Origin of the sequence: Streptomyces sp. NPDC007905, from assembly GCF_042959345.1 — a bacterium.
In the GTDB taxonomy this organism is placed as follows: Bacteria; Actinomycetota; Actinomycetes; order Streptomycetales; family Streptomycetaceae; genus Streptomyces.
On the sequence record NZ_JBIBKS010000001.1, the window covers coordinates 617,196 to 638,644 of the forward strand.

The following is a 21,449-nucleotide window of genomic DNA, read 5'->3' on the forward strand; positions in this document are numbered from 1 at the left end:
CGTAGTCACGAGGCAGTTAGGGAGCAGGCGGTATGAGCACTTCAGCGCAGATCGGCGTCACGGGACTCGCGGTCATGGGCCGCAACCTCGCCCGGAACTTCGCGCGCAACGGCTACGCGGTCGCCGTGCACAACCGTACGGTCTCGCGGACGAAGGCGCTGGTGGAGGAGTTCGGGCACGAGGGCGACTTCATCGGGACCGAGACCGCCGAGGAGTTCGTGGCGGCGCTGGAACGCCCGCGCCGGCTTGTGATCATGGTCAAGGCCGGCGAGCCGACGGACGCGGTGATCGAGGAGTTCGCGCCGCTGCTGGAACCCGGTGACATGATCATCGACGGCGGCAACGCGCACTTCGCCGACACCCGGCGCCGGGAGCGGGAGCTGCGCGAGCGGGGCCTCCACTTCGTCGGCACGGGCATCTCCGGCGGCGAGGAGGGCGCGCTGCACGGGCCGAGCATCATGCCGGGCGGTTCGAAGGAGTCGTACCGGTCCCTCGGCCCGATGCTGGAGAAGATCTCCGCGAAGGCGGCGGACGGCGCGCCCTGTGTGACGCACTGCGGTCCCGATGGTGCCGGGCACTTCGTGAAGATGGTCCACAACGGCATCGAGTACGCCGACATGCAGCTGATCGGCGAGGCCTACCAGCTGCTGCGCGACGTCGCCGGATACTCCCCCGCGCAGATCGCGGACATCTTCCGCACCTGGAACACGGGCCGGCTGGACTCCTATCTGATCGAGATCACGGCCGAGGTCCTGTCCCACGTGGACGAGGCGACGGGCAAGCCGTTCGTGGACGTGGTGGTCGACCAGGCCGAGCAGAAGGGCACCGGCCGCTGGACGGTCCAGATCGCGCTCGACCTCGGCGTCCCGGTCTCCGGCATCGCGGAGGCGGTCTTCGCCCGCTCCCTCTCCGGCCACGCGGGGCTGCGGGAGGCCTCGCGGGGCCTCGCCGGACCGAGGCCGACCCCGCTCGGCGAGGCGGAGGCCGCCGCGTTCGCGGACCGGGTGGAGCAGGCGCTGTACGCGTCCAAGATCGTGTCGTACACCCAGGGCTTCCACGAGCTCGCCGCGGGCAGCGAGGAGTACGGCTGGGACATCGACCTCGGCGCCGTCTCCGCCATCTGGCGCGGGGGCTGCATCATCCGCGCGGCCTTCCTGGACCGCATCCGCGCCGCGTACGACGCCCGGGCCGACCTGCCGAGCCTGCTGTCGGACGAGACGTTCGCCCAGGAGATCGCCGCCGCGCAGGACGACTGGCGCGAGGTGGTGGTCGCGGCGACCCGGCAGGGGGTGCCGACGCCCGGGTTCGCGGCGGCGCTCGCGTACTACGACGCGCTGCGCGCGGAACGCCTGCCGGCGGCTTTGACGCAGGGGCAGCGGGACTTCTTCGGGGCGCACACGTATCGTCGGACGGACCGTGAGGGGTCGTTCCACACGCTGTGGGGTGGGGACCGGTCGGAGGTCTCGGCCTAGGTTTCCGTGCGCCTGGTGGGGCGGGGGAACGGACGCGACCCGCGTACGGGTGCGCCGTGGCGGATCGCGCAGTTCCCCGCGCCCCCGTGAAGGCGTCGCCCCCTCCCCATGTCCTCGGCTTTTCAGCTCGTCAGCTGAAGAGGCGGGCCGGGTTCCGGGTTCGGTGTGGGCTCAGGACCCGGCGGGATCGGGGACGGTGAGGGCTCCGGGGGACCCGGGGCGGGGGGCGTCGGCGGCGGTGTCGGGTCGGGCCCCGGCGGGGGTGGCGAGGGCTCCGGGCCCGGCTCGGGAGTCGGGACCGGCGTGGGGTAGGGGTCGGGTGGCGTCGGCCCCGGGCCCGGGGGCGGTCCCGGCGGGGCGGGGTCGGGGTACGGGTTCGTCATCGGTGTCCTCCGGGCAGTCGCTGGACGTCGCCTCTGGACTACTCCCCCGCCTACCCGAGGGCCGCTCCGCCACTCACCCGAGGGCGGCACGGAACGGGCCCAGGTGGGCGTGCGGGGGTGGCCGACGAGGCCCGCCCCCGCACCGCACTGGTCAGAACCGCCCGGGGTGGGCCCGCAGCCAGTCCTTCGCGACCGCGAGGAGCTCCGGGTCGGCCGGCGGGGCCACGGCGGGGTGACGTTCGGCCCACTTGACGACGTACGGGCACAGCGGAGCCACCGGGATGCCCTCGCGCTCGGCCACGGCGTACAGCTCACGGGCCAGGGAGCCGGCGATGCCCTTGCCCTCGTGGGCGGGCTCCACGACGGTGTGGACCGGGACCAGGGCGCGCGCGGGCGACTCGAGCACGAAGTACTCGATGTGGCCGACGACTTCGCCTTCGGCGACGGCCTCCAGGCGGCCCGCCGCCCGGTCGTCGCGGATTTCGATGTCACTCATGGGCACGCACGCTCCTGGTCGTCGTCCGCCGGTCAGGCCGGTACGGCCTGCGGGCTGCGCTCCTGGTCCGTGCCGGGCACCGGCGCGGACGGGTCGGCACCGAGCTCCACGATCCGGTTGCCGGCGTCGACGTGCACGACCCGGGGCCGGAGCGCCCGTGCCTCGGCGTCGGTCACCTGAGCGTAACTGATGATGATCACCAGGTCTCCGGGGTGCACGAGATGGGCGGCCGCCCCGTTGATCCCGACGACCCCGGATCCGCGCTCGCCCTCGATGACGTACGTCTCCAGGCGGGCGCCGTTGGTGATGTCCACGATGTGCACGAGCTCGCCGGGCAGCAGGTCGGCGGCGTCCAGCAGGTCGGCGTCGATGGTCACCGAGCCCACGTAGTGCAGGTCGGCCTGGGTGACGGTGGCGCGGTGGATCTTGGACTTGAACATGGTACGCAACATCGAGGCACTCCCACAAGTAGGCTCCCTGCCTGCGTTTTTGCAGGTCAAGGGCTGTTTTCACACCCTACAACGAGTCGCACGTCCGGGCAGCTTTCCCCAGGTTTTTCAGGACTCATGCTGACCACTTGCTGACTTTTCTGACGCGCCGTCAAGCGACGGGATGAGGGTTTCGCGCGTCACCGTCCCCCATCGCGACGACGGCACAAGCCTACGCAGCACCCTCTCAGGGGCATTCGTGATGACCGTCACTCGGGCGGTCTGGAGCGCAACCCCCGCAACTACCTGGCCTTTCTCGGACTCGCCGCCGCCCTGTGCTGCTACAAGCAACTCGTCCGCCTCACCACGTAGGACACGGTCTTAGGCATGGGAGCCCCGGACACCAGCTCGGAGCGCCTTCCGCGCGGCCGGACAGAAGCTCGGACACCGTTTTATGGACATGATCCGATGCCGATCCGGCCGGCGCCGCCGTTTACTGATCTTGCTCATCAATCGGTCGATTCATCAACAGGTGCATCCCCCGCCAGTAGGCGGCACAGGGCCAGGTGGCGATGGTGTCGGGGTGGTCATCGCCCAGTACCCGCACCCGGTCGGCGAGGAGCTCGGCGAAGGCGGCCGCTGCTCCGGCAGCATCCCCCGCCTCACCCTGGCACCAGGCGAGATTGTGCCGGGTGGTGAGGGCGGAGGGGTGGTCATCGCCCAGTACCCGCACCCGGTCGGTGAGGAGCTCGGCGAAGGCGGCCGCTGCTCCGGCAGGATCCCCCGCCTGCCCCCGCCAGTAGGCAATATTGCCACGGGCGGTGAGAGTGTCGGGGTGGTCCGGGCCCAACACCCGCACTATGTGCTCCACCAGCTCGGTGTAGGCAGCCGCCGCTCCGGCCGCATCCCCCGCCCTTCCGCGCCAGCGGGCGACAAAGCGCCGGGTGGCGATGGTGTCGGGATGGTGATCGCCCAGTACCCGCACCCGGTCGGTGAGGAGCTCGGCGAAGGCGGCCGCTGCTCCATCCGCATCCCCCGCCTTCCCCCGCCAGTAGGCAATATTGCCACGGGTGGTGAGGGTGGAGGGGTGGTCATCGCCCAGTACCCGCACCCGGTCGGTGAGGAGCTCGGCGAAGGCGGCCGCTGCTCCATCCGCATCCCCCGCCTCACCTCGAAAGCAGGCGAGATTATGCCGGGTGGTGAGAGTGTCGGGGTGATCACCGCCCAGTACCCGCACCTGGTCGGTGAGGAGCTCGGCGAAGGCGGCCACTGCTCCATCCGCATCCCCCGCCTCACCTCGAAAGCAGGCGATATTGCCACGAGTGTTGAGGGTGGCGACGTGCTCATTGCCGAGTACTCGCTCCACGTGCTCCAGCAGCTCGGCGGAGGCGGCCATTGCTCCGGCAGCATCCCCCGCCTTCCATCGCCAGCGCACGAGTTCGCCCCGGACAGCGAAGGTATGAGGGTGCTCATCCCCCAGCACCCGTACCTGGTCGGCGAGGAGTCCGGTAAGGGAATCCGCGGCTCCCGCTGCATCCCCCGCCTCACCTCGAAAGCGGGCGACATTGCTACGGATGCTGAAGGTAAAGACGTGCTCATTGCCGAGCACTCGCTCCATGTGCTCCAGCAGCTCGGCGGAGGCCTCTGCTGCTCCGGCAGCATCCCCCGCCTCTCCCCGCCAGCGCACGAGTTCGCCCCGGACAGCGAGGGTATGGGGGTGATCCGGCCCCAGACGGCCGTGGGCGACACCAGCGATGCGCTGGAAATACTCGACGGCGGCGGCTACTTGGCCGGTCTCGCCCAGGCTGGCGCCGGCGCGGACAAGCACCGCATGGACACCGTCGAACTCGTACAGGACGTCTTCAGCGTGGCCAGTGAGAGCGGCGGCGTTGGCACGCAGGGTTTGGGCGAGGTCGGTGTCGCGTTCGATCTCAGGCCAGGCCGCGACCAGAGCATCGGCGGCGGTGCGTGCGGCCTGATCGTTCTGATGGGGAGTGTGGGTGTCGCGGGTGGCGCGCTGGATGAGTTGGTGGATGCGAACGGTCTGATGGGGGGTGTCCGCTTGATGGTCGATGAGACTGAGCCGGTCCAGTGCCCGCAGGGCGCGTACCGCATCCGAGGGGGAGACGGGTGCCAATTCCGAGGCGGGGCCGCCTGCGGTGCGGTGTGCGGCGAGGTGAGCGCGGGCGGTCTCGCCGGTCAGGACGGGTTGTGGTATGCCGTTGGCGTCGAGCATGGCGGCCAGGTGGAGCATGGGCCGGGCCAGGCCGGCGGGGCGCAGCGCGTCGGCGCGTTCGATGGAAAGGGACCAGGCGGCGGCGAGGGCCGTGGCCTGCTCGTCGGGCAGGGAGTCGGGGGCGAGGTCGGTAAGTTTAGTGGCGCGGTCGGCCAGCAGGTTGCGGTAGGTGACTGCAGTCTCGCCGGAGTCGATGAGATAGGCGGCAGCCTGGGCCAGGGCCAGGGGCAGGTGCCCGAGGTCGTCGGCGAGGGCGGCGAGCTGGTCGGCGGGCTCGGTGCGGCCTTGGGCGTCCAGGGCCTCGGTGAGGTAGGCGGCCGATTCGGCAGGGGTGAACAGGCCGACCTCGATCCGGCGGCGGCCGTCTCCGAACAGGGCGGCGTCGCGGCGGCGGGTGGTGAGCAGTACCCGGCCGTGCGGGCTGGCGGGCGGCCACAGACTGTAGCGGTTGCCGGGGTCGTCCGGGTGGACGATGAGGTCGCTGGGATCGGTGACGTCGTCCAGGACGATCAGCCACCGACACGGCCGTTGCCCGGGTTTGGGGACCAGCCAGGCCAGGAACTGTTTCGCGGCGAGTTCGGGATCGTCGGGGTCGGCCCGGCACAGTTCGACGCCGGCCTGCGCGTATCCGCTCACCACAGGCGACTGGGCACTGGCGGTGACCCAGACCAGGACGTCCAGGCCATCCTCGTTCCAGGCGGTGCGGGCGTAGTCGGCGGCGAGCTGGGTCTTGCCGACCCCGCCCATCCCGGTCAGTACCTGGGACAGCACTGCCGTGCCCCCGCCCTCGACCGCTGCCCGCAGCCGGGCTGCCTCGGCGCGGTGCTGGAAGGACCGTGCGGGCGACGGGATCACACCGACCTGATGCGGCCAGGAGGCCGGCTCCCGCGGCGCCTGCTGCACAGTCAGCGTGTGAACGTAGCCGCTGATGGCGGTTCCGCCGTTGTTGGCCACCGCATCCCCGGTACGAGACAGCCGTACTGAGGCGGGGAACTGAGGTGGGCCGCTTCCCAGGACCGGGCCGCGGTAGCCGGTCACGGCCACCTCATCGCCGGCGGCCTCGGCGTTGCCGGTGTCCGCCACGGTCACTGGCGGCTCGGGCTTGTCCCCTGACGTACCTGATGATGCCTTCGCCACGAGTACGGCCTAGTCCGTGTAGTCGATGCCGGAGACGGATTCGGGGCCGTTTGCCTCTCCCGTCCGTTCGGCCACGGCCGAGCCACGTCCCCGGCCGCCGGGCCGCCGGATGCCGGTGGTGCCACCGCGGCCGGCCTTGCCAGTCCTGACGGCCCTATCTGTGGGTCCGGTAGAGGGCGAGCTCTGAAACAGAGCCCAAACCAAGGCAGCGATACCGACAGCGGCCTGAACGGTGGCCCCGGCCAGCTGTCCCGCCCCAGGACTGTCCAGCAGCCAGATCAGCGGTGTGGACAGAACACCGACCACGGCCAGCACGGTGATCGTGATCTTCCACCCCTGCGACACAACGGCTCCCCCTCGCTCCGACCGCCGCCATATCGTCGACGGTTCACCACCGCGTGTTGTCCGTGCAGCTTCTGATATATCAAGAAACGCGTCTTCTGGGCACCGTGGTTCCGGCACGGTGCCAACTACGCCGTGCGCTGCACTACCGGCGGCTGCGCGGCCGCTGTTTCACGGCCGGCCCTCTGAGCGCGTTCGGCCCGGGCCCGGCGCAGCGCAGCGGCCTCGATGGCTGCGACCTGGCGGCGCCGCTGTGCCCGGGTGGCTTCGATCGCGCTGGGCTGGTCGCTCGGGTCCGGGTCGGGGAAGGCGTGCCAGCTGAGTTCACGCAGGGCGCGGGTCCGCGACTCGATCGCTTCCGCGATGGCTGCGTCTACGTGCCGGTCGGGCCGGGCGGCCTGGTGGGCCGCGAGGGCCTGGTGGTAGCTGTCCCTGGCCATCCAGCGGGTCTTGACAGGGACCTGGGGTTCGGCCGTGCCGTGCGGGGCCGGCGCTGTCATACGGCGTGCGGGTGCTGCCGGTGCCCCATGCCGACGTACGCGAGGGAGCTACCCCCGCGGGAGTGGGGACGACCGCTGCCCTGCTCACCAGTGGGCACGCAACACCGAGCTACCCCCGCGGAAGTGGGGACGACCTTCAAGATGCCCTCGAGCTTGGCCCACGCAATCGAGCTGTCCCCGCGGGGCGTGGGCAGCTCCCTGCACGTCCAGGGGGCAACACGGTGAAGATCGTCCTCGCCGCATGCGCGGGGGTAGCTCCCACCATCATTAAAGATCACGGACGGGGCGTCCGCCGTTCGGCGCCGGCGGGGTGCGGCGTCCGGCGGGGTGCTGATCGTGACCGCCGCCGGGGAGTGGAATCCCCACGGCATCGAGCCAGTCATCCCGATGGCCTCATTGTGGTGATGACGATCACCACTTGGCCGTGCCGGCATTCGACGCGGCTGTGCGACGCTACGGACCGGCAGCCGTACGGAGGCGACCGCCCCGGCTGACCGGCCCGTGGGGTGGTCAGCGGGCCCACCTCCACCGTGCACCGCCTGTTCCCACCGCCTGCGACCAGGCCGCCGGGTCAGCCGGGCATGGGGTGGTGCGCCCCGGCGAACTGCTCCACGACGGCGGCGCAGAAGGCGGGCAGGTCGGCCGGGCCGCGGCTGGTGACCAGCTGCCCGTCGACGACCACCTCCTGGTCGGCGACGACCTCCGCGCCGGCGTTGCGCAGGTCGGTGCGGATGCTGGGCCAGGACGTCAGGCGGCGGCCGCGCACGGCGTCGGCTTCCGCCAGGGTCCACGGGCCGTGGCAGATCGATGCGACCGGTTTCCCGCTGGCCATGAAGTCCTTGACGAACTGCACCGCGTCGCGGTCCATGCGCAGCTGGTCAGGGTTCATGGTGCCGCCGGGCAGGAGCAGGGCGTGGTAGTCGTCGACGGAGGCGTCGGCGACCAGGCGGTCCACGGGGAAGGTTCCGGCCGCGTTGAGGTCGAACTGACGGGCCTGGATCTCGCCGGGGTGGAGCGAGATGATCTCGGTCTTTGCCCCTGCGCCCTGCAGCGCACCGCGCGGCTGGTCGAGTTCCACGCGCTCGACGCCGTCGGTGGCCAGAATCCCCACCCGCATCCCCCGGAGTTCCTGTGTCATGGTATGGCTCCCTTCACGAGTCGCCGGTTGTAGGACGCGAGCGACAGGGACAGCCGGCAGGGCCCGTCCGGATCCCTTTTCCGGACCGGGGACGGCAAGGCCCGGCCGAAGGTGCCCCGAGCGCATGTCTGCGCGGGATCAGTGAAAGCTTTACCTTTCGGATCGTGCGCCTGGTGGCCCACGCACTCGCAGCCGCGGTCGGCCCCGAGGCCGTTGAATGTGCTCGTTCGGCGGTCGAGGGGATTGGCCTTGGAGTCGTCGATCGGGATCGCGCCGACCTGTTCGACGAGGGAGAGGCGGCCTGTTCGACGAGGGAGAGGCGGCCCAGGTGGCGGTCGACGACCAAGACCTTCTCGGCGCTCTCGAACCTCGCCGACAGCGCGGCCATGCAGCCCACCGGGCCGGCTCCGTAGATCATCACGGCATCGCCGGGTCGAACGCAGGCGAGCTCGGTGGCGTGCCGGCCGGTGGGGAAGATGTCGGAGAGCATCACGTAGTCGGTCCGCCGCTCCCTGGCCCCTTCCGGCAGCACCAGGCAGTCGTGGTCGCCGTAGGTAACGCGCAGCAGTGCGGCCCGCCCGCCCGTTGTAGGGGCCCACGTCGGCGAATCCAAAGGCGGCGGCCCCGGTCATCCTCGGATGTGTCGGGACTGGTCGGACGGCACGCGGTGGGGCCCTTCTTGGCCTTTCGACACGCATCGGGGACATCTTTCACGCTCACGGCGCGCGATCCCCCGTAGACGACAGCTTTCATGAGACTTCCCTCGGCGTGTCAGAGCATCGCGAGACGAGACGGACCCTCGAAACGACCTTCCGAGTCACACGCCGTTACGTCTTCCGGCCCCCGTCCGGCATGTCGGTTCAGTCCGGCGACCTGCACCGGGGCGCGACTGCTACAGCAGCCGGTCGAACACCGCGGTCACGCCCTCCCAGTGGCTGGTCTGCGGGTTCTTGAGATCCGGATACATGGTTTTGAACGTCTCGGCGAGCGCGACGCTGAGACCGCCGATGATCTCGGGGTAGCGCTCTTCGGTCTCCTGGGTGGGGGTCCTGTCGAGCGGAGGGTGCGCGGCGAGCTGTTCCAGGATCGGCTTCAGCTCGACCTCCTCGTCGAGCCGCCGGAACCGGTGGATGCTCTCCTGGAGGCCCTTGGTGATCGGTAGGTCGGACGGTTCGACGGTATCCCGGCCGTTGGCCTTGGCCGACGCCTGGCCGACGACCAGGAGGTCGTAGAGCTTGGCGTCGACGAAGTCGCTGTACCGCTTCAGGTCGTTCTTGTCCACGTCGAGGCCTGCGGCGGCGCGGAAGAACCTCTCGAACTTCGGCACACCCATCACGGTCATGCCTCTCGCCTCCTCACCGGGACCCGGACGGCGTCGTTCGCTCCCACCCGCGCCGCCATCGGCTGTTACCGGGCGAGATTGGCAGAGCCCCCCTGCTGAGCGCCTCCTCACCCCAGGCCGAAAAAGGGCACCCGCTCTTCCCCTGGCAGAGCAGCATGAAGTGCGCAGGCATCCCTCGGCCGGACGGACGGCCGTACGGCCGTCCGTCCGCAGGAGGCTGCACGGCGTTGCAACGCCTCGAACGAGAATGGCTGACCGGACGAACGACCAGCTCGGGGTAGCGGGACTGAACCAGGGCACCCCGCCGAGATCGGAACGAGACCGGGCACCTGGCGCAGGGGGCGGGCCGAAGAGCAGGCAGCGGTAGCCGTCCTTCTCCGGATCGCGAGGTGTCTCATGAGACACCGGCGACTGGGCTGCCCCACCTGCCAACAGATCTGGAAGTGTGGCTGACGGACATCGCCCGACAGCTCGCCCGCAGCGAACGCCTCTGTCGCTCTCGACGCCGAACGGGCCGAAAGGGCCGAAAGGGCCGACCGGAACGCGGCGGCGGGAAAGCCGACCGCGCCCACAGGCACGGCCCCCTGACGCACGTCCGGCGGACCGGCGCCGGTGTCCCCGTGCCGTGCGGAGGCCGTCTGCACTCGTGCTCGGAGGTCTATCGAGCCCACCGCTTTTCCTCCCGCCGGGAGCAGGCAGGGTGTGGCCCACATCCAGAGCATAGGAAGGTCAGATATCGCTCGGCCTCTGCTGATGCGCGTGCACCATGACGCGCGTCAGCCCGTCACTCCCACCCGCACGACGCACCCTTCGGTGGCTGCCTCAGGTCCCCGCCAGGGAGCCGCACAGCTTCAGAAAGAGGACGGCTCATGGACTACAACACCTTCCTCGACACCATCACCCGGCGTGCCCCTGTCCCCCCGGAGAAGGCGGAGCCCCTCACCCGCGCCACCCTGGAAACCCTGGCCGAGCGCCTCACCAGGGGTGAGGCGGAGGACCTCGCGTCCGAACTGCTCAAGCCGCTGAAGGAACCGCTGGTCTCTCCCACTCCGGAGGCCGAGCCCTTCGGACTCGACGAGTTCATCAATCGGGTGAGCAGGCGAGCAGGGGTGAGCCCGGACGAGGCCCGAAAGGGCGTACGGGCCGAGCTGAGCACCCTGAAGGACGCGGTCAGTGACGGAGAGTTCCGCCACGTGATGTCCCAGCTGCCCCGGGACTTCGAGGCTCTCGTCGGCGCCCCGGGCTAGGAGGGGCCATGACCGACGAGGTCGGCGCCATCATCGAGGAGTCGGAACCGGCCGTACTCACGGCGGCCACCGTCACGCTGGTCGAGGGGCCGACGTTCTGCGTCTCGGGCACCTCGGGCGACATGGAGGCAGAGGCGCCGCAGGGACTGTTCTTCCGCGACGTGCGGGTCATCTCCGACTGGCAGGTCCGGGTGGACGGCCACTGGCCGCACCACCTCACCGTGCTTTCCCAGGACCCCTACAGCACCACGTTCGTCTCCCGCGTCCCGCCGCACGGCGCGCAGAGCGAACTCCTGCTGGAACGTCGACGCTACGTCGGCGAGGGGATGCGCGAGGATCTGCGGTTGCGCAACCTCAGTACGCGTCCGATGACGGTGCCGGTCTCACTGCGTGTGGGCGCCGACTTCGCCGATGTGTTCGCGGTCAAGGAGAGCCGCGTACGCCTGGTGGGCGAGGTGACGGCCACGCCCACCGGCGAGGCCCTGGAACTCGTGTTGCACTCGGGTGAGTCCCTGCGCGGAGTGCGGGTGGAGAGCAGTGATGCCACCGCGCGGCCGGACGGGCTGGATTTCCTGGCCGAGCTGCCGGCACGCGGCGAATGGCACACCACCGTCCTGGTCCGCCCCAGCGTCGAGGGCGAGGAGGCCGGCACCGTCTTCCGCCCGGGCACGGAGCCCGGCGAGTCCGCGCCGGCGCTCCGCCTGCGCGCCTGGCGCGAGAGCGCCCCGCGCATCACCGACATCGAGGACCCGGAACTGCACAGGACGCTGCGGCGGAGCCTGGAGGACCTGGGCGCGCTGCGCATCTTCGACCCGCGGCACCCCGAGCACACGGCGGTCGCCGCAGGTGCCCCCTGGTTCATGGCCCTGTTCGGCCGCGACTCGCTGCTGTCCTCGTACATGGCACTGCCGCTGGACCAGACCCTGGCACTGGGCACCCTGCAGAACCTGGCCCGCGACCAGGGCCGCAAGGTGGACCCGGACACCGAGGAACAGCCCGGGCGCATCCCATCCCGTGGTCCGGTCAGGTATACAACGCGGTACGTACCGCCGACTACCCGTACCGCGTCCACAAGGGCCGCCACGCCGTCTTCCTCGGCCGACTCGCCGCGGACAAGGGAGTCCACCTGCCAATTACGCAGCCCGCCGGGCGGACATGCCGATCGTCATCGCCGGCGCGTGCAACGACCCGGCGGAGCGCCCCTATGTCGACGCAGAGGTCCGGCCCCGGCTGGACGAGGACGCCCGATGGATCGGCGAAGCCGATCACGCCACCAAACTCGACCTGCTCGCCCACGCCCGGTGCCTTGTCTTCCCCATCTGCTGGGAGGAGCCCTTCGGCATGGTCATGGTGGAGGCCATGGCCTGCGGCACACCAGTCGTCGCCCTGCGCCGCGGCTCAGTACCGGAAATCGTCGATGACGGCGTCACCGGCTTCATCTGCGACCGGCCCGAACAACTGCCCGCCGCGCTTCGCTCCGTCGACCGTCTCTCTCCGCAGGCCTGCCGGGAACGAGTACGCCACCGGTTCGACACCCTGAACATGGCCTGCGCATACCAGACGCTCTACCACCTGCTGGCCTGCGACCGGACCCAACCGGCGACGGCCGCCTCAGGGCGCCGGCCACCGCCACTGACCTGGTGATCTTCCGGCGACGCCGTGCAGGGCACCCGCCGCTTCGGCGGGCGTCCCGGGCCCCTGGAACGACGGGCCCCGCGCGGCGCAGCGCATGGATGTGGACCCGGACACGGCATGAATCACCGGAGGATCGCATGACACAACCGACAGTTCCCTCAGCCGGCGCACCCGTGGACGTCGAAGGCGGGGCGCAGCGGCCGTTCTCCGAGCACGCGGCCATGGCCAGGGCGTATCCCGGCGGCAGAATGACCGTGGGCGCCATTACGCCCCTGGAGGGCTTCGACGGGCCCGTGCCGTCCCTGGCCGGGCACATCGAGCGGATCCAGCAGGCCGAGCGGGCCGGCTTCGCCTCGGTGTGGGTCCGTGACGTACCGCTGCTGGACCCGAGCTTCGGGGACGCCGGGCAGGTCTTCGACCCGTGGGTGTACCTGGGGCAGCTCACCGCCCGCACCACCTCGATCACACTGGGGACCGCCAGCATCGTCATGCCGCTGCGGCATCCACTGCACACCGCCAAGGCGGCTGCCTCGGTGGACCAGCTGTCAGGCGGACGGCTTCTGCTCGGGGTGGCCACCGGTGACCGGCCCGTGGAGTTCCCGGCCTTCGGTCAGGACCTGGGCGGCCGGGCCGAGAGGTTCCGGCAGTCGCTGGAGTACTTCCGTGTCGTCCTCGAGCACCGTTTCCCGCACGTGGAGTCGCCGCTCGGCCGGATGCGCGGCACCGATCTGCTGCCCAAGCCGGTGTACCGGCGGATCCCCGTACTGATGACGGGACGCGGCAGGCAGGACGTCCGGTGGATCGCCGACAACACGGACGGCTGGCTGTACTACACCCCGCCGCTCCAGCAGCAGGCCGAGAACATCGAGCGGTGGCGGGAGCTGACCCAGGGCGACGGCGGTGGGTTCAAGCCGTACGCCCAGGCCACCTATCTGGACCTGACCGAGGACCCGCTGGCCCTGCCCCGGCGCATCCACCAGGGCTTCTCGGTGGGCCGGGTGTCGTTCCTGGCGATGATGCGGGCCTGGCAGGACATCGGCATCGACCAGCTGATGATCAACTTCAAGCACAGCCGCCGCCCGGTCGCCGAAGTGATCGACGAACTGGCCGAGCATGTGCTGCCGCACTTCCCGCCCGGGCGCTCCGGGGCGCGCGGCGAGCACCGGCGGCCCGTGGGGCGGACCGGGCCCTGAGGAAGGACGCCACCCGGCGCCCCTGCCGGCGGGGCCGGGCTCAGTCCGGGACTGCCCCGGACGGCTGCTCCTGCGCGTAGTCGCACGTGCCCTCCGCCCGGAACTGCAGGGCCGCCCTGGTCACCTCCGCGCCGAGGCCGCGCAATTGGTCCGCGACCGCCTGGTCGGTGAGGCGTCCGTCGCCGTCGAAGACCCGGGAGGACCGCGGGACCGCGAACACCAGCGGAACCGCCCAGCCACGCAGCGACCGGACGATGAACTCCATCACGTTGATCGCCTGCAGGCCCTGCACTCCACCGGCGGTCGTCAGCATTCCCACCGGTTTGTTGCTCAGGTAGGGCGGGTCGTGGTCGGCCAGGAGGGCGAGCCAGTCCACCGCGTTCTTGAACGCGCCGCTGACCGACCCGTGGTACGTCGGGCTGCTCCACAGCAGCGCGTCGGCGGCCTGAACGGTGTCCGCAAGCCGGCGGGCGGACGGAGGGATCGCGTGCTCGGACGTGTAGAACGGAAGACCCAGCCGCTTGAGGTCGATCACCTGGGTGTCGGCGCCCGCCTCGGCCGCCCCCTCGACCGCCACACACAATGCGGTGAGGCTGGTCGACGGGGTGCGCAGCGAACCCCCCATTCCGACGACGAGCGGGGGGCGCGTCATCCTGTCAACTCCTTCAGAGCATCTCCAGGGGCGTGGGCCCGCTGGGCGGCGGGAACGCCCCGTCGAGGGCGTCGAACGCCTCGGTGGGAAGGTGGAGGTCCGCCGCACCGCGGTTCTCCCGAACGTGGTCGGGTGATCCGGAACGCGGGATCGCGGCCACCCCCTGTTCCAGTACCCAGGCGAGTGCCACCTGGGCCGGCGTGGCTCCGAGGGCCCGGGCCACGGCACCCAGAGCCTCGACCTTCAGCAGCCGCCCCTGCTCGATCGGCGAGTAGGCCATGACCGTCACCCCGGCCTCGCGGCACCAGGGGAGCAGATCCCACTCGATGCCGCGCCGGGAGACGTTGTACAGCACCTGGTCGACGGCCACGGCGTCGCCACCGGGGAGGGTGGTCAGCTCGACCATGTCGGCGACGTCCAGATTGCTCACGCCCCAGTAACGGATCTTCCCGGCCTCCATCAGATCGGTGAATCCCGCAAGGGTCTCCTCGAGTGGCCACCGTCCCCGCCAGTGCAGCAGATAGAGGTCCAGTCGTTCCGCACGGAGCCGCCGCAGGCTGCCCTCGCAGGCCGCGACGGTGCCTTTCCGGTCGGCGTGGCCGGGCAGCACCTTGCTGACGAGGAAGACCTCCTCCCGGCGTCCCCGGAGGGCCTCCCCGACGAGCTCCTCGGCTGCGCCGTCGCCGTACATCTCCGCCGTGTCGACGACGGTCATGCCCAGGTCCACACCCAGCCGCAGCGCCGCGATCTCCTGTTCACGCCGGGCCGGGTCGTCGCCCAGGTACCAGGTGCCCTGCCCGAGCGCCGCGATCTCCTCACCGGAGGGGAGTGCGATCGTTCTGGCCGATTCCGCAGACATCTCGTGCCTCCCGTCCGCCGCGGATCCGTGTCGCGCGCACCCGCACCGAGTGCCCAGGTCCGCGCCTCCCAGACAACCGGTGTCGCATGCGCCGCAGGGAGGTCAGGAGGGGCGAGCGGACTGCGCCGAGAGCGCGCCGGGACCGGGTGCGCGGTCGCGCAAGGCGACGCCGACCGACACGACGGCGCCGCAGGAGAGGACCGCCGCGAAGCCGATCACCGCGGTCTGCACGGCGAAGTGCCGCAGGGCGATGCTGAACAGGACGGAGGGCAGGCCCATTCCGAGGTACGCGACGACGAAGAACACGGCGAGGACCCCCGCGCGTGAGGCGGGCTCGGCCACGGAAACGGCACGTTCGACGCCTCCCTTGAACAGCAGCCCGGAGCCGGCTCCCGACAGGGACACGGCGACCAGGTAGAGCCAGAGCGCCGGGTGGTAGAGGGCGACGGCGCACAGGATCAGGCCGACCGGGAAGACCACTGCCCCCACGGTCAGGACCCGGGGCAGTGGGAGGCGTCCCAGCACCAGCTGGGCGGCCGCCGCGGAACCGAACATGAGGAAGGCCGCCAGGCCGGCCACGAGGTGCGAGTCGGTGTGCAGGGTGCCGTGGAGCACGCTCGCCCCGAGGGAGGAGATCAGGCCGAGGATCGCGAAGGCGAAGGCGCCCAGCGCGCCGGCCGCGCCGAACGTCCGCCGGCCGCCGGGGCGCAGGACGAACCTGCTGGGCGGTTGGGCCGCGGGCAGCTCCAGGTCCACGGTCTCCGGGGTGCACACCACCAGCGCCAGGCACACTGCCATGGCGAGCGTGAAGATCGCCTGGGTGGTGATCAGGGGCGCGGGAAGCCACTCGGCGGCGGCTCCGGCGACCAGGGGCCCTGAGGCCAGGCCGCCGAGGTTGGCGGCGGTGGCCACGATGCCGGGCAGCACCGAACCCGTCCGTTCCGGACGAGCCTCGTGGTGGAGGTCGTGCAGGTACGTCGTCGCGGTCGAAGCCATCAGCCCCAGTCCGACACCGTTCAGGATCCTGCCCGCGATCAGCCCCGGCAGGTCCCGCCACACGATCAGTACGACCGACGCGACGATGCCGACCAGCAGCGCCGGGACGATGATGCGCCGTCGGCCGAGCCGGTCCGACAGGTGTCCCAGTCCGAGGAAGGCGACCGCTGCGCCCACGACCATCGAGGCGTACGCCACCGTGACCGTGGTCGCGCCGAAGTGGTCCCGGGCCTCGTACAGTGGCCACAGCGGGGTCGGCGCGGTGCCGAAGGCCATCAGCACGGTGAAGGCCACCGCCACGAACCAAAAGCCGGTCGCGTGCGGGACATGGCGTCGGGCGGGGGCGCGGGGCGGCAGGTCGGCGGGAGCCGGTGCTGGGATCCGGTGGGTCGGGTCGCCGGGAGCGTCGGCTGTGGGACGGCTCAGCGGCGTCGGAACGGCAGGCAGGGGTACCCCTCCTCGGGCGGAAGTGGATGGCGCTTTCCATTCTCCTCACCAGCCAGGATCAGTGCCAACGAATGTTTTTGCTGGGCTCGAGCAATGCGAGTGATACTTCTCGTGTGGAGCTACGTCAGCTGGAGCACTTCATCGCAGTCGCCGAGGAGCTGAGTTTCACGCGTGCCGCCCGCCGGCTGCACGTGGTGCAGTCCGGGGTGTCCGCCGCGATCCGCTCCTTGGAGCGCGAGCTCGGCTGCGCGCTGTTCGAGCGCACGTCGCAGCAGGTCCGGCTCACCGGGGCGGGCGCGGCGCTGCTGCCGGAGGCTCGGGCCACCCTGCACGCCGCCCAGGCGGCCCAGGACGCCGTGCGCGCCGCACAGGACACGCTGCGCGGCACGGTGAACGTCGGCGCCATGGCCTCGGTCGAGGTGGTGGACCTGCCGGCGCTCCTCGGGCAGCTGCACGCGCGGCATCCAGCGATCGACGTCCGGCTGCGGCTGGCGACGACCGGCTCGGCGGGACTGGCGCACGCGCTGCTCCGCGGGGATCTGGACGTGGCCTTCCTGTCACTGCCCGAGCACAAGCCCGCCGGGATCGACGCACGGGAGCTGGCCACCGTGCCACTCGTCCTGGTGGTGAGCGTCGCCCACCCGCTCGCGCAGCGGGGGGAGGTAGCACTTGCGGACCTCGCGGGGGAGCCCTTCGTGGACTTCCCGCCGGGCTACGGCAACCGCGAGGTGGTCGACCGGGCGTTCGCGGCGGCGGGCGTCGTACGCCGGGTGGCACTGGAAGTGCCCGACATCGACATGGGGGCGGCACTGGTCCGGCACGGTCTGGGCATCGCCTTCCTGCCCGCGTTCGCCGTTGCCCGCACCCCCGGCCTGCACGTCCTGGACGTCCTGGACGTCCACGGCACCATGCTCCGCTGGAGCATGCATCTCGGCACGTCGTCGACCCGGCGGCCCAGCTCGGCCCTGCGGGCGCTGCTCGACCTGGTCGACCTCCACGTCATCGCCCTGTGACGCCCGGCCCGCGGGCCCCGGCGTCATTCGTCGGTGGTGTGCGGCCCCCTGCGTCCGCCTCGCTCCTGCCGCGACATCTGCCGCAGCATCCGCTGACGCTCACGCTGCCGTCGTCCATAGGTGGCCTCGGACACCTCCTCGTCCCCTTCGAGGCCGGTGCCGAAGGCCCCGCCGATCATCGCGATGGCGGTGATGAACCAAGCCAGGAAGAGGTAGTCGCCGACGCCGACCTGCCGTCCGATGAACTTGCCCAGGACGGACGCGTCCAGCAGCAGGAAGGAGACGGCGACCAGAGTCGCGAACAGGGCCGTGCCCAGCACCACCACCGCGAGCGCGATGGTGACCAGGGTGACCAGGTTGTAGGGGTACAGGGGGTGGTGTCGTGCCGGGAGGTGGGCGCCGCGCTCCCAGAGGTGGTGGTCGACGATGATCCACAGGGTGAGCGCGACGGCGGACACAGTGGTGATGACGGCATGCTGCACGGCGCCGAGTTCGGTGGCGAGGTTCCAGGCGGCGGTGTTGATGAACAGGACCGTAGCCGTGGCGAACACGCCCGCCAGGGCCCGGGAGAGGGAGCCGAACAGCCGCCAGGGGCGGTTGGCGTACACCATGCCGGCGACGAGTCGGATATGGCCGCGCAGGCCGGGCACGACGTAACGCTGGGGCTGCTCGGAGCCGGGACGGGTGTCCGGTACCGGTTCGCGCGGCGGGCGGCCGATCACCTCCGGGTGCCTGGGCGTCTCCTCGTGCGCGACCAGCTCTCGGACAACATCCACGACGGCCTGCCGCACCCGGCGCCGAAGGCGGCGGACCCCAAGGGCGGGAAGGGAGATGAGCGCGGCCCGGAGCGCGGTGTCGACCTCGACGCTGATCGGGTAGAGCCGGGCCCGCCGCGGAAGGTCGGTGAGAAAGATCGCCACGTCCCATTCGGCACCGTCCAGGTGGCTTCTGACGGCCTCGGCGACGTCGGAGACATCGGCCTGCTCGCTCGCGCTGAGCGGGGCGGTCATCGTGTCGACCTGCCATCCGACCCGAGCACGGACTGCCCGGCGAAGATGGTCGGGCAACCGGGGGGCGAGAGCCCGGGCGATCTCCGACGGCAGGCCGGGGTCGGCCACCAGCACGACGCGCACGGTTCTGCCGGAGGACGTCTCGGGCACGTCAGCCGTCATGACCACACCTTCGGGTGCGCCTCACGCCACGGCGGCCGCGAGGGACCCGCGGTCCGCGGGTGTCACCCACCGTGCCGTCCGTCCCCGGCGCACGCGCAGCGTCCGGGCCGCTGCCGCCGTGGCGCGGTCGGCGTGTCGACGGATCCGGGGTCACCCGGCGGATTCGAGGGCCTGGGAGAAGTCCGTTCCGAGCTGCGACATCAGGTCGTTGAACTCCTTCTCGCTGATCGCCTCCCGGAGCACGGCCAGTACGGTCCGCACACCCCGGTCGGCTTCCTCCTCCTTGAGCATGGTGCGTTCGGCCACGCGCCGCACGCTGTCGTAGTGCCCGAAGCGCTCGATGCGGTCCGTGGTTCCCCGGCGCACCGCCTCCGCGAGGCCCTCGGGGAGCTCGGTGATCAGGTCTCTGGCCTCCCCCGGGCTCAGCCGGTGGGCCAGCGTCTCGAGCGTGGCCCAGGTCAGGTCCGCCGCCTCCTGCCGGCCCAGTCCGGTGCGTTCGGCGATGGTACGGACGAATTCGTTCCCATCCATGCGTCGTACCCCTTCGCTGCTGTGTTGCGACGAACGGCGCCACCCCCCTGCAAGCCTGCCACGCCGACCCGGCCCGCGCCCGTGCACGGACGGCGGTGACCACGACCACCCACAGCTTGACGCCTCCGTGCACCGTGGTGTGCAGGGCCTCGCCGGGCAGGGCGCGAGCAGCGCGTCTACATGATCTATTCCAAGGGGTCAGTGGTCATAAGGCGGTCAGTGAGCGCAGGACGGGCTGTCCTGTGTGGTCGTTGGCCAACCGGGTGACTCGCCGGAGCAGGTCGGCGGGCTTGCACGGCCGCTTGTCGTAGCCGGACTGCTTGGGCAGCTACGGAAAGAGATGCCGCAGGTGGGAACGGAGCCGTCGGCCTCGGAGGTGAAGCCGATCATGGCCTGCATCGGATCGGCCGGTGAAAAGAAAGGCAGTGGCCGGACCGGGCACCCGACAGCGCCCCGGTCCTCCGACATCCGCAGACGGGGAGGGCACGGTAGCCGTCCGGCAATGCGGACACCGTCCGCCCAGCCACCGAGCCGCCCACGGTGTTCTGGGCGAACGGTCCGCTGCCGCCGTATCCCGTGCTCGCGCCTTTTGGGCCGGACCGGGCCTCTGGGGACCGACCCGCCCCACCCGGCCACTGAGCAGGGCACCCGGCCCTTGCCCGCAGGCGGGCAACCGCTGTCGCCGCTCGTCAGGGGTCCACGGCAGGCCGAGCCACCGCAGAGACATCAGCAGGTGTGAGCAGGTCCGGGCGGGGAAACCCGAGGTGCCCCGCCCCAAGGGAGGCGCCGCCATGGACGCCAATGTCACTGCCCAGGGAAGCCCCATCGCCACGGTCAATCCGTACACCGGTGAAAGGGTTCGGGAGTTCCCGGCCCTGAGCGCGGAGGACGTAGGGCGCGCGATCGACGCGGCGCACCGTAGCTTTCCGGACTGGCGTGCCCGGTCAACGGCCGACCGTGGGGCCCTCGTGCAACGCGCCGGCCGACTCATGAGGGAGCGCAAGGAGGAACTGGCGCGGCTGCTGACCCTTGAGGTCGGCAAGCTGATCAACTCGAGCCGTGCGGAGGTCGACCTCGCCTCCGACATCCTCACCTATTACGGCGAGCACGGCCCCGAGCTGCTGGAAGAGCAACCCCTGCCGGTGCCCGAGGGCACGGCCCTGCTGGTGAACGAGCCCCTCGGCGTCCTGCTCGGTGTGATGCCCTGGAACTTCCCGCTGTACCAGGTGGTCCGATTCGCGGGTCCGAACCTCGTCCTCGGCAACACGATCCTGCTCAAGCACGCGAGCAGTTGCCCCCAGTCCGCACTGGCACTCGAGCAGCTCTTCACGGATGCGGGTGTGCCGACCGGGGTCTATACCAACCTCTTCGTGCGGGGAAAGGACGCCGGGAAGATCATCGACGACTCTCGTGTGCAGGGAGCGTCACTGACCGGAAGCGAGCGGGCGGGCATGAGCCTGGGCGAGATCGCCGGCCGCAATGTCAAGAAGTCCGTTCTCGAGCTGGGCGGCAGTGATCCCTTCGTCGTGCTGGACGGTCACAACCTCGAGCGCACCGTGTACGCCGCGTTCCTCGGCCGGATGGGCAACACCGGGCAGTGCTGCGTGGCGGCCAAGCGCTTCATCGCCCTTGCCGACGTCTACGACGCCTTCCTCGCCGGGCTGCGTGACCGGATGAGCGAGGTGCGACCGGGAGATCCGGCCGACCCCGCCACCACGCTCGGTCCGCTGTCCTCCGAGGCCGCGGCCGAACTCCTGATGGAGCAGGTCCGTGACGCGGTGGACAAGGGAGCCACGGTGGTGCTGGGCGGCGGGCGGCCCGACCTGCCGGGCGCCTTCGTCGAACCGACCGTCCTCACCGACGTCACACCGGACATGCGGGCCTACCGGGAAGAACTCTTCGGCCCCGTCGCCACGGTCTACCGGGTCGCCGACGAGGACGAGGCCGTGGCATTGGCCAACACCTCCCCCTACGGCCTGGGAGGCGCGGTCTTCGCCGCCGACCCGGAACGTGCTCGCGGTGTCGCGGACCGGCTGGAGGCGGGCATGGTGTGGATCAACCACCCGACCGCGTCCCGACCGGAGCTGCCCTTCGGCGGCATCAAGCGCTCCGGCTACGGGCGCGAACTCGGCGACGTGGGCATCCTGGAATTCGCGAACCGCAAGCTCGTGCGCTACGTGGACGCCGACGCCCCGATCGAAGAGGTGCTGGGCTGACCTACGAGCCGGTC

The 21,449-nt window shown here is 70.9% G+C and carries 17 protein-coding genes and 2 pseudogenes; 8 read left to right on the forward strand and 11 right to left on the reverse strand.

All coding sequences use genetic code 11. The features are described from left to right. The first annotated feature begins 32 nt into the window (after positions 1 to 32). Positions 33 to 1,472, forward strand: coding sequence for an NADP-dependent phosphogluconate dehydrogenase (gene gndA, locus ACFZDC_RS03035; protein ID WP_391319587.1), 1,440 nt, complete (start codon positions 33 to 35; stop codon positions 1,470 to 1,472). A 534-nt stretch (positions 1,473 to 2,006) separates the two neighbouring features. On the opposite strand, the gene ACFZDC_RS03040 is transcribed toward gndA, so the two are convergent. Continuing rightward, entirely contained in the window at positions 2,007 to 2,351 is a 345-nt protein-coding gene (locus tag ACFZDC_RS03040) for a GNAT family N-acetyltransferase (protein ID WP_391319588.1), read from the reverse strand. 32 nt (positions 2,352 to 2,383) lie between these two features. Beyond that, the gene (gene panD, locus ACFZDC_RS03045) at positions 2,384 to 2,803 is read right to left on the reverse strand and encodes an aspartate 1-decarboxylase (RefSeq protein WP_391319589.1); all 420 of its coding nucleotides are present in this window, start codon (positions 2,801 to 2,803) and stop codon (positions 2,384 to 2,386) included. A 243-nt stretch (positions 2,804 to 3,046) separates the two neighbouring features. Here panD and ACFZDC_RS03050 point away from each other — a divergent pair. After that, positions 3,047 to 3,151 (forward strand): annotated as a pseudogene (locus ACFZDC_RS03050) (IS5/IS1182 family transposase); the annotation flags it as partial. A gap of 121 nt (positions 3,152 to 3,272) precedes the next feature. Here the strand turns inward: ACFZDC_RS03050 and ACFZDC_RS03055 are convergent. From ACFZDC_RS03055 to ACFZDC_RS03070, 4 genes are all read right to left on the reverse strand, one after another. Beyond that, complete coding sequence (locus ACFZDC_RS03055; RefSeq protein WP_391319590.1) at positions 3,273 to 6,104, reverse strand: tetratricopeptide repeat protein; 2,832 nt, start codon at positions 6,102 to 6,104, stop codon at positions 3,273 to 3,275. 518 nt (positions 6,105 to 6,622) lie between these two features. After that, complete coding sequence (locus ACFZDC_RS03060) at positions 6,623 to 6,994, reverse strand: hypothetical protein (protein WP_391319591.1); 372 nt, start codon at positions 6,992 to 6,994, stop codon at positions 6,623 to 6,625. Between the two features lie 571 nt (positions 6,995 to 7,565). Beyond that, on the reverse strand, positions 7,566 to 8,132 hold the full coding sequence (locus ACFZDC_RS03065; RefSeq protein WP_391319592.1) for a DJ-1/PfpI/YhbO family deglycase/protease: 567 nt from the start codon (positions 8,130 to 8,132) through the stop codon (positions 7,566 to 7,568). An 892-nt stretch (positions 8,133 to 9,024) separates the two neighbouring features. Further along, the gene (locus ACFZDC_RS03070) at positions 9,025 to 9,474 is read right to left on the reverse strand and encodes a DUF1931 family protein (protein WP_391319593.1); all 450 of its coding nucleotides are present in this window, start codon (positions 9,472 to 9,474) and stop codon (positions 9,025 to 9,027) included. Positions 9,475 to 10,343: 869 nt separating this feature from the next. On the opposite strand from ACFZDC_RS03070, the gene ACFZDC_RS03075 reads away from it, so the two are divergent. The 4 genes and pseudogenes from ACFZDC_RS03075 (at position 10,344) to ACFZDC_RS03090 (ending at position 13,549) form a co-directional block, all read left to right on the forward strand. Then, positions 10,344 to 10,721 (forward strand): DUF2267 domain-containing protein, encoded by a 378-nt coding sequence (locus ACFZDC_RS03075; RefSeq protein WP_391319594.1) that lies wholly within the window; start codon positions 10,344 to 10,346, stop codon positions 10,719 to 10,721. A gap of 8 nt (positions 10,722 to 10,729) precedes the next feature. Beyond that, positions 10,730 to 11,323 (forward strand): annotated as a pseudogene (locus ACFZDC_RS03080) (glycogen debranching N-terminal domain-containing protein); the annotation flags it as partial. A gap of 553 nt (positions 11,324 to 11,876) precedes the next feature. Continuing rightward, entirely contained in the window at positions 11,877 to 12,365 is a 489-nt protein-coding gene (locus tag ACFZDC_RS03085; protein ID WP_391319595.1) for a glycosyltransferase, read from the forward strand. Between the two features lie 128 nt (positions 12,366 to 12,493). Further along, complete coding sequence (locus ACFZDC_RS03090) at positions 12,494 to 13,549, forward strand: TIGR03571 family LLM class oxidoreductase (RefSeq protein WP_391319596.1); 1,056 nt, start codon at positions 12,494 to 12,496, stop codon at positions 13,547 to 13,549. Positions 13,550 to 13,589: 40 nt separating this feature from the next. On the opposite strand, the gene ACFZDC_RS03095 is transcribed toward ACFZDC_RS03090, so the two are convergent. The 3 genes from ACFZDC_RS03095 to ACFZDC_RS03105 form a co-directional block, all read right to left on the reverse strand. Further along, on the reverse strand, positions 13,590 to 14,201 hold the full coding sequence (locus ACFZDC_RS03095) for an NAD(P)H-dependent oxidoreductase (protein WP_391319597.1): 612 nt from the start codon (positions 14,199 to 14,201) through the stop codon (positions 13,590 to 13,592). Positions 14,202 to 14,214: 13 nt separating this feature from the next. After that, positions 14,215 to 15,060, reverse strand: coding sequence for an aldo/keto reductase (locus tag ACFZDC_RS03100; protein WP_391319598.1), 846 nt, complete (start codon positions 15,058 to 15,060; stop codon positions 14,215 to 14,217). A gap of 102 nt (positions 15,061 to 15,162) precedes the next feature. Then, on the reverse strand, positions 15,163 to 16,356 hold the full coding sequence (locus tag ACFZDC_RS03105) for an MFS transporter (RefSeq protein WP_391319599.1): 1,194 nt from the start codon (positions 16,354 to 16,356) through the stop codon (positions 15,163 to 15,165). A gap of 260 nt (positions 16,357 to 16,616) precedes the next feature. On the opposite strand from ACFZDC_RS03105, the gene ACFZDC_RS03110 reads away from it, so the two are divergent. Further along, the gene (locus ACFZDC_RS03110) at positions 16,617 to 17,516 is read left to right on the forward strand and encodes a LysR substrate-binding domain-containing protein (protein WP_391319600.1); all 900 of its coding nucleotides are present in this window, start codon (positions 16,617 to 16,619) and stop codon (positions 17,514 to 17,516) included. A gap of 23 nt (positions 17,517 to 17,539) precedes the next feature. Here ACFZDC_RS03110 and ACFZDC_RS03115 read toward each other — a convergent pair whose 3' ends face one another. Then, positions 17,540 to 18,688 (reverse strand): hypothetical protein, encoded by a 1,149-nt coding sequence (locus tag ACFZDC_RS03115; protein WP_391319601.1) that lies wholly within the window; start codon positions 18,686 to 18,688, stop codon positions 17,540 to 17,542. A 150-nt stretch (positions 18,689 to 18,838) separates the two neighbouring features. Next, positions 18,839 to 19,219 (reverse strand): DUF2267 domain-containing protein, encoded by a 381-nt coding sequence (locus ACFZDC_RS03120; protein ID WP_391319602.1) that lies wholly within the window; start codon positions 19,217 to 19,219, stop codon positions 18,839 to 18,841. A gap of 791 nt (positions 19,220 to 20,010) precedes the next feature. Here ACFZDC_RS03120 and ACFZDC_RS03125 point away from each other — a divergent pair. Beyond that, the gene (locus tag ACFZDC_RS03125; RefSeq protein ID WP_391319603.1) at positions 20,011 to 21,435 is read left to right on the forward strand and encodes an aldehyde dehydrogenase family protein; all 1,425 of its coding nucleotides are present in this window, start codon (positions 20,011 to 20,013) and stop codon (positions 21,433 to 21,435) included. Positions 21,436 to 21,449 lie beyond the last annotated feature (14 nt).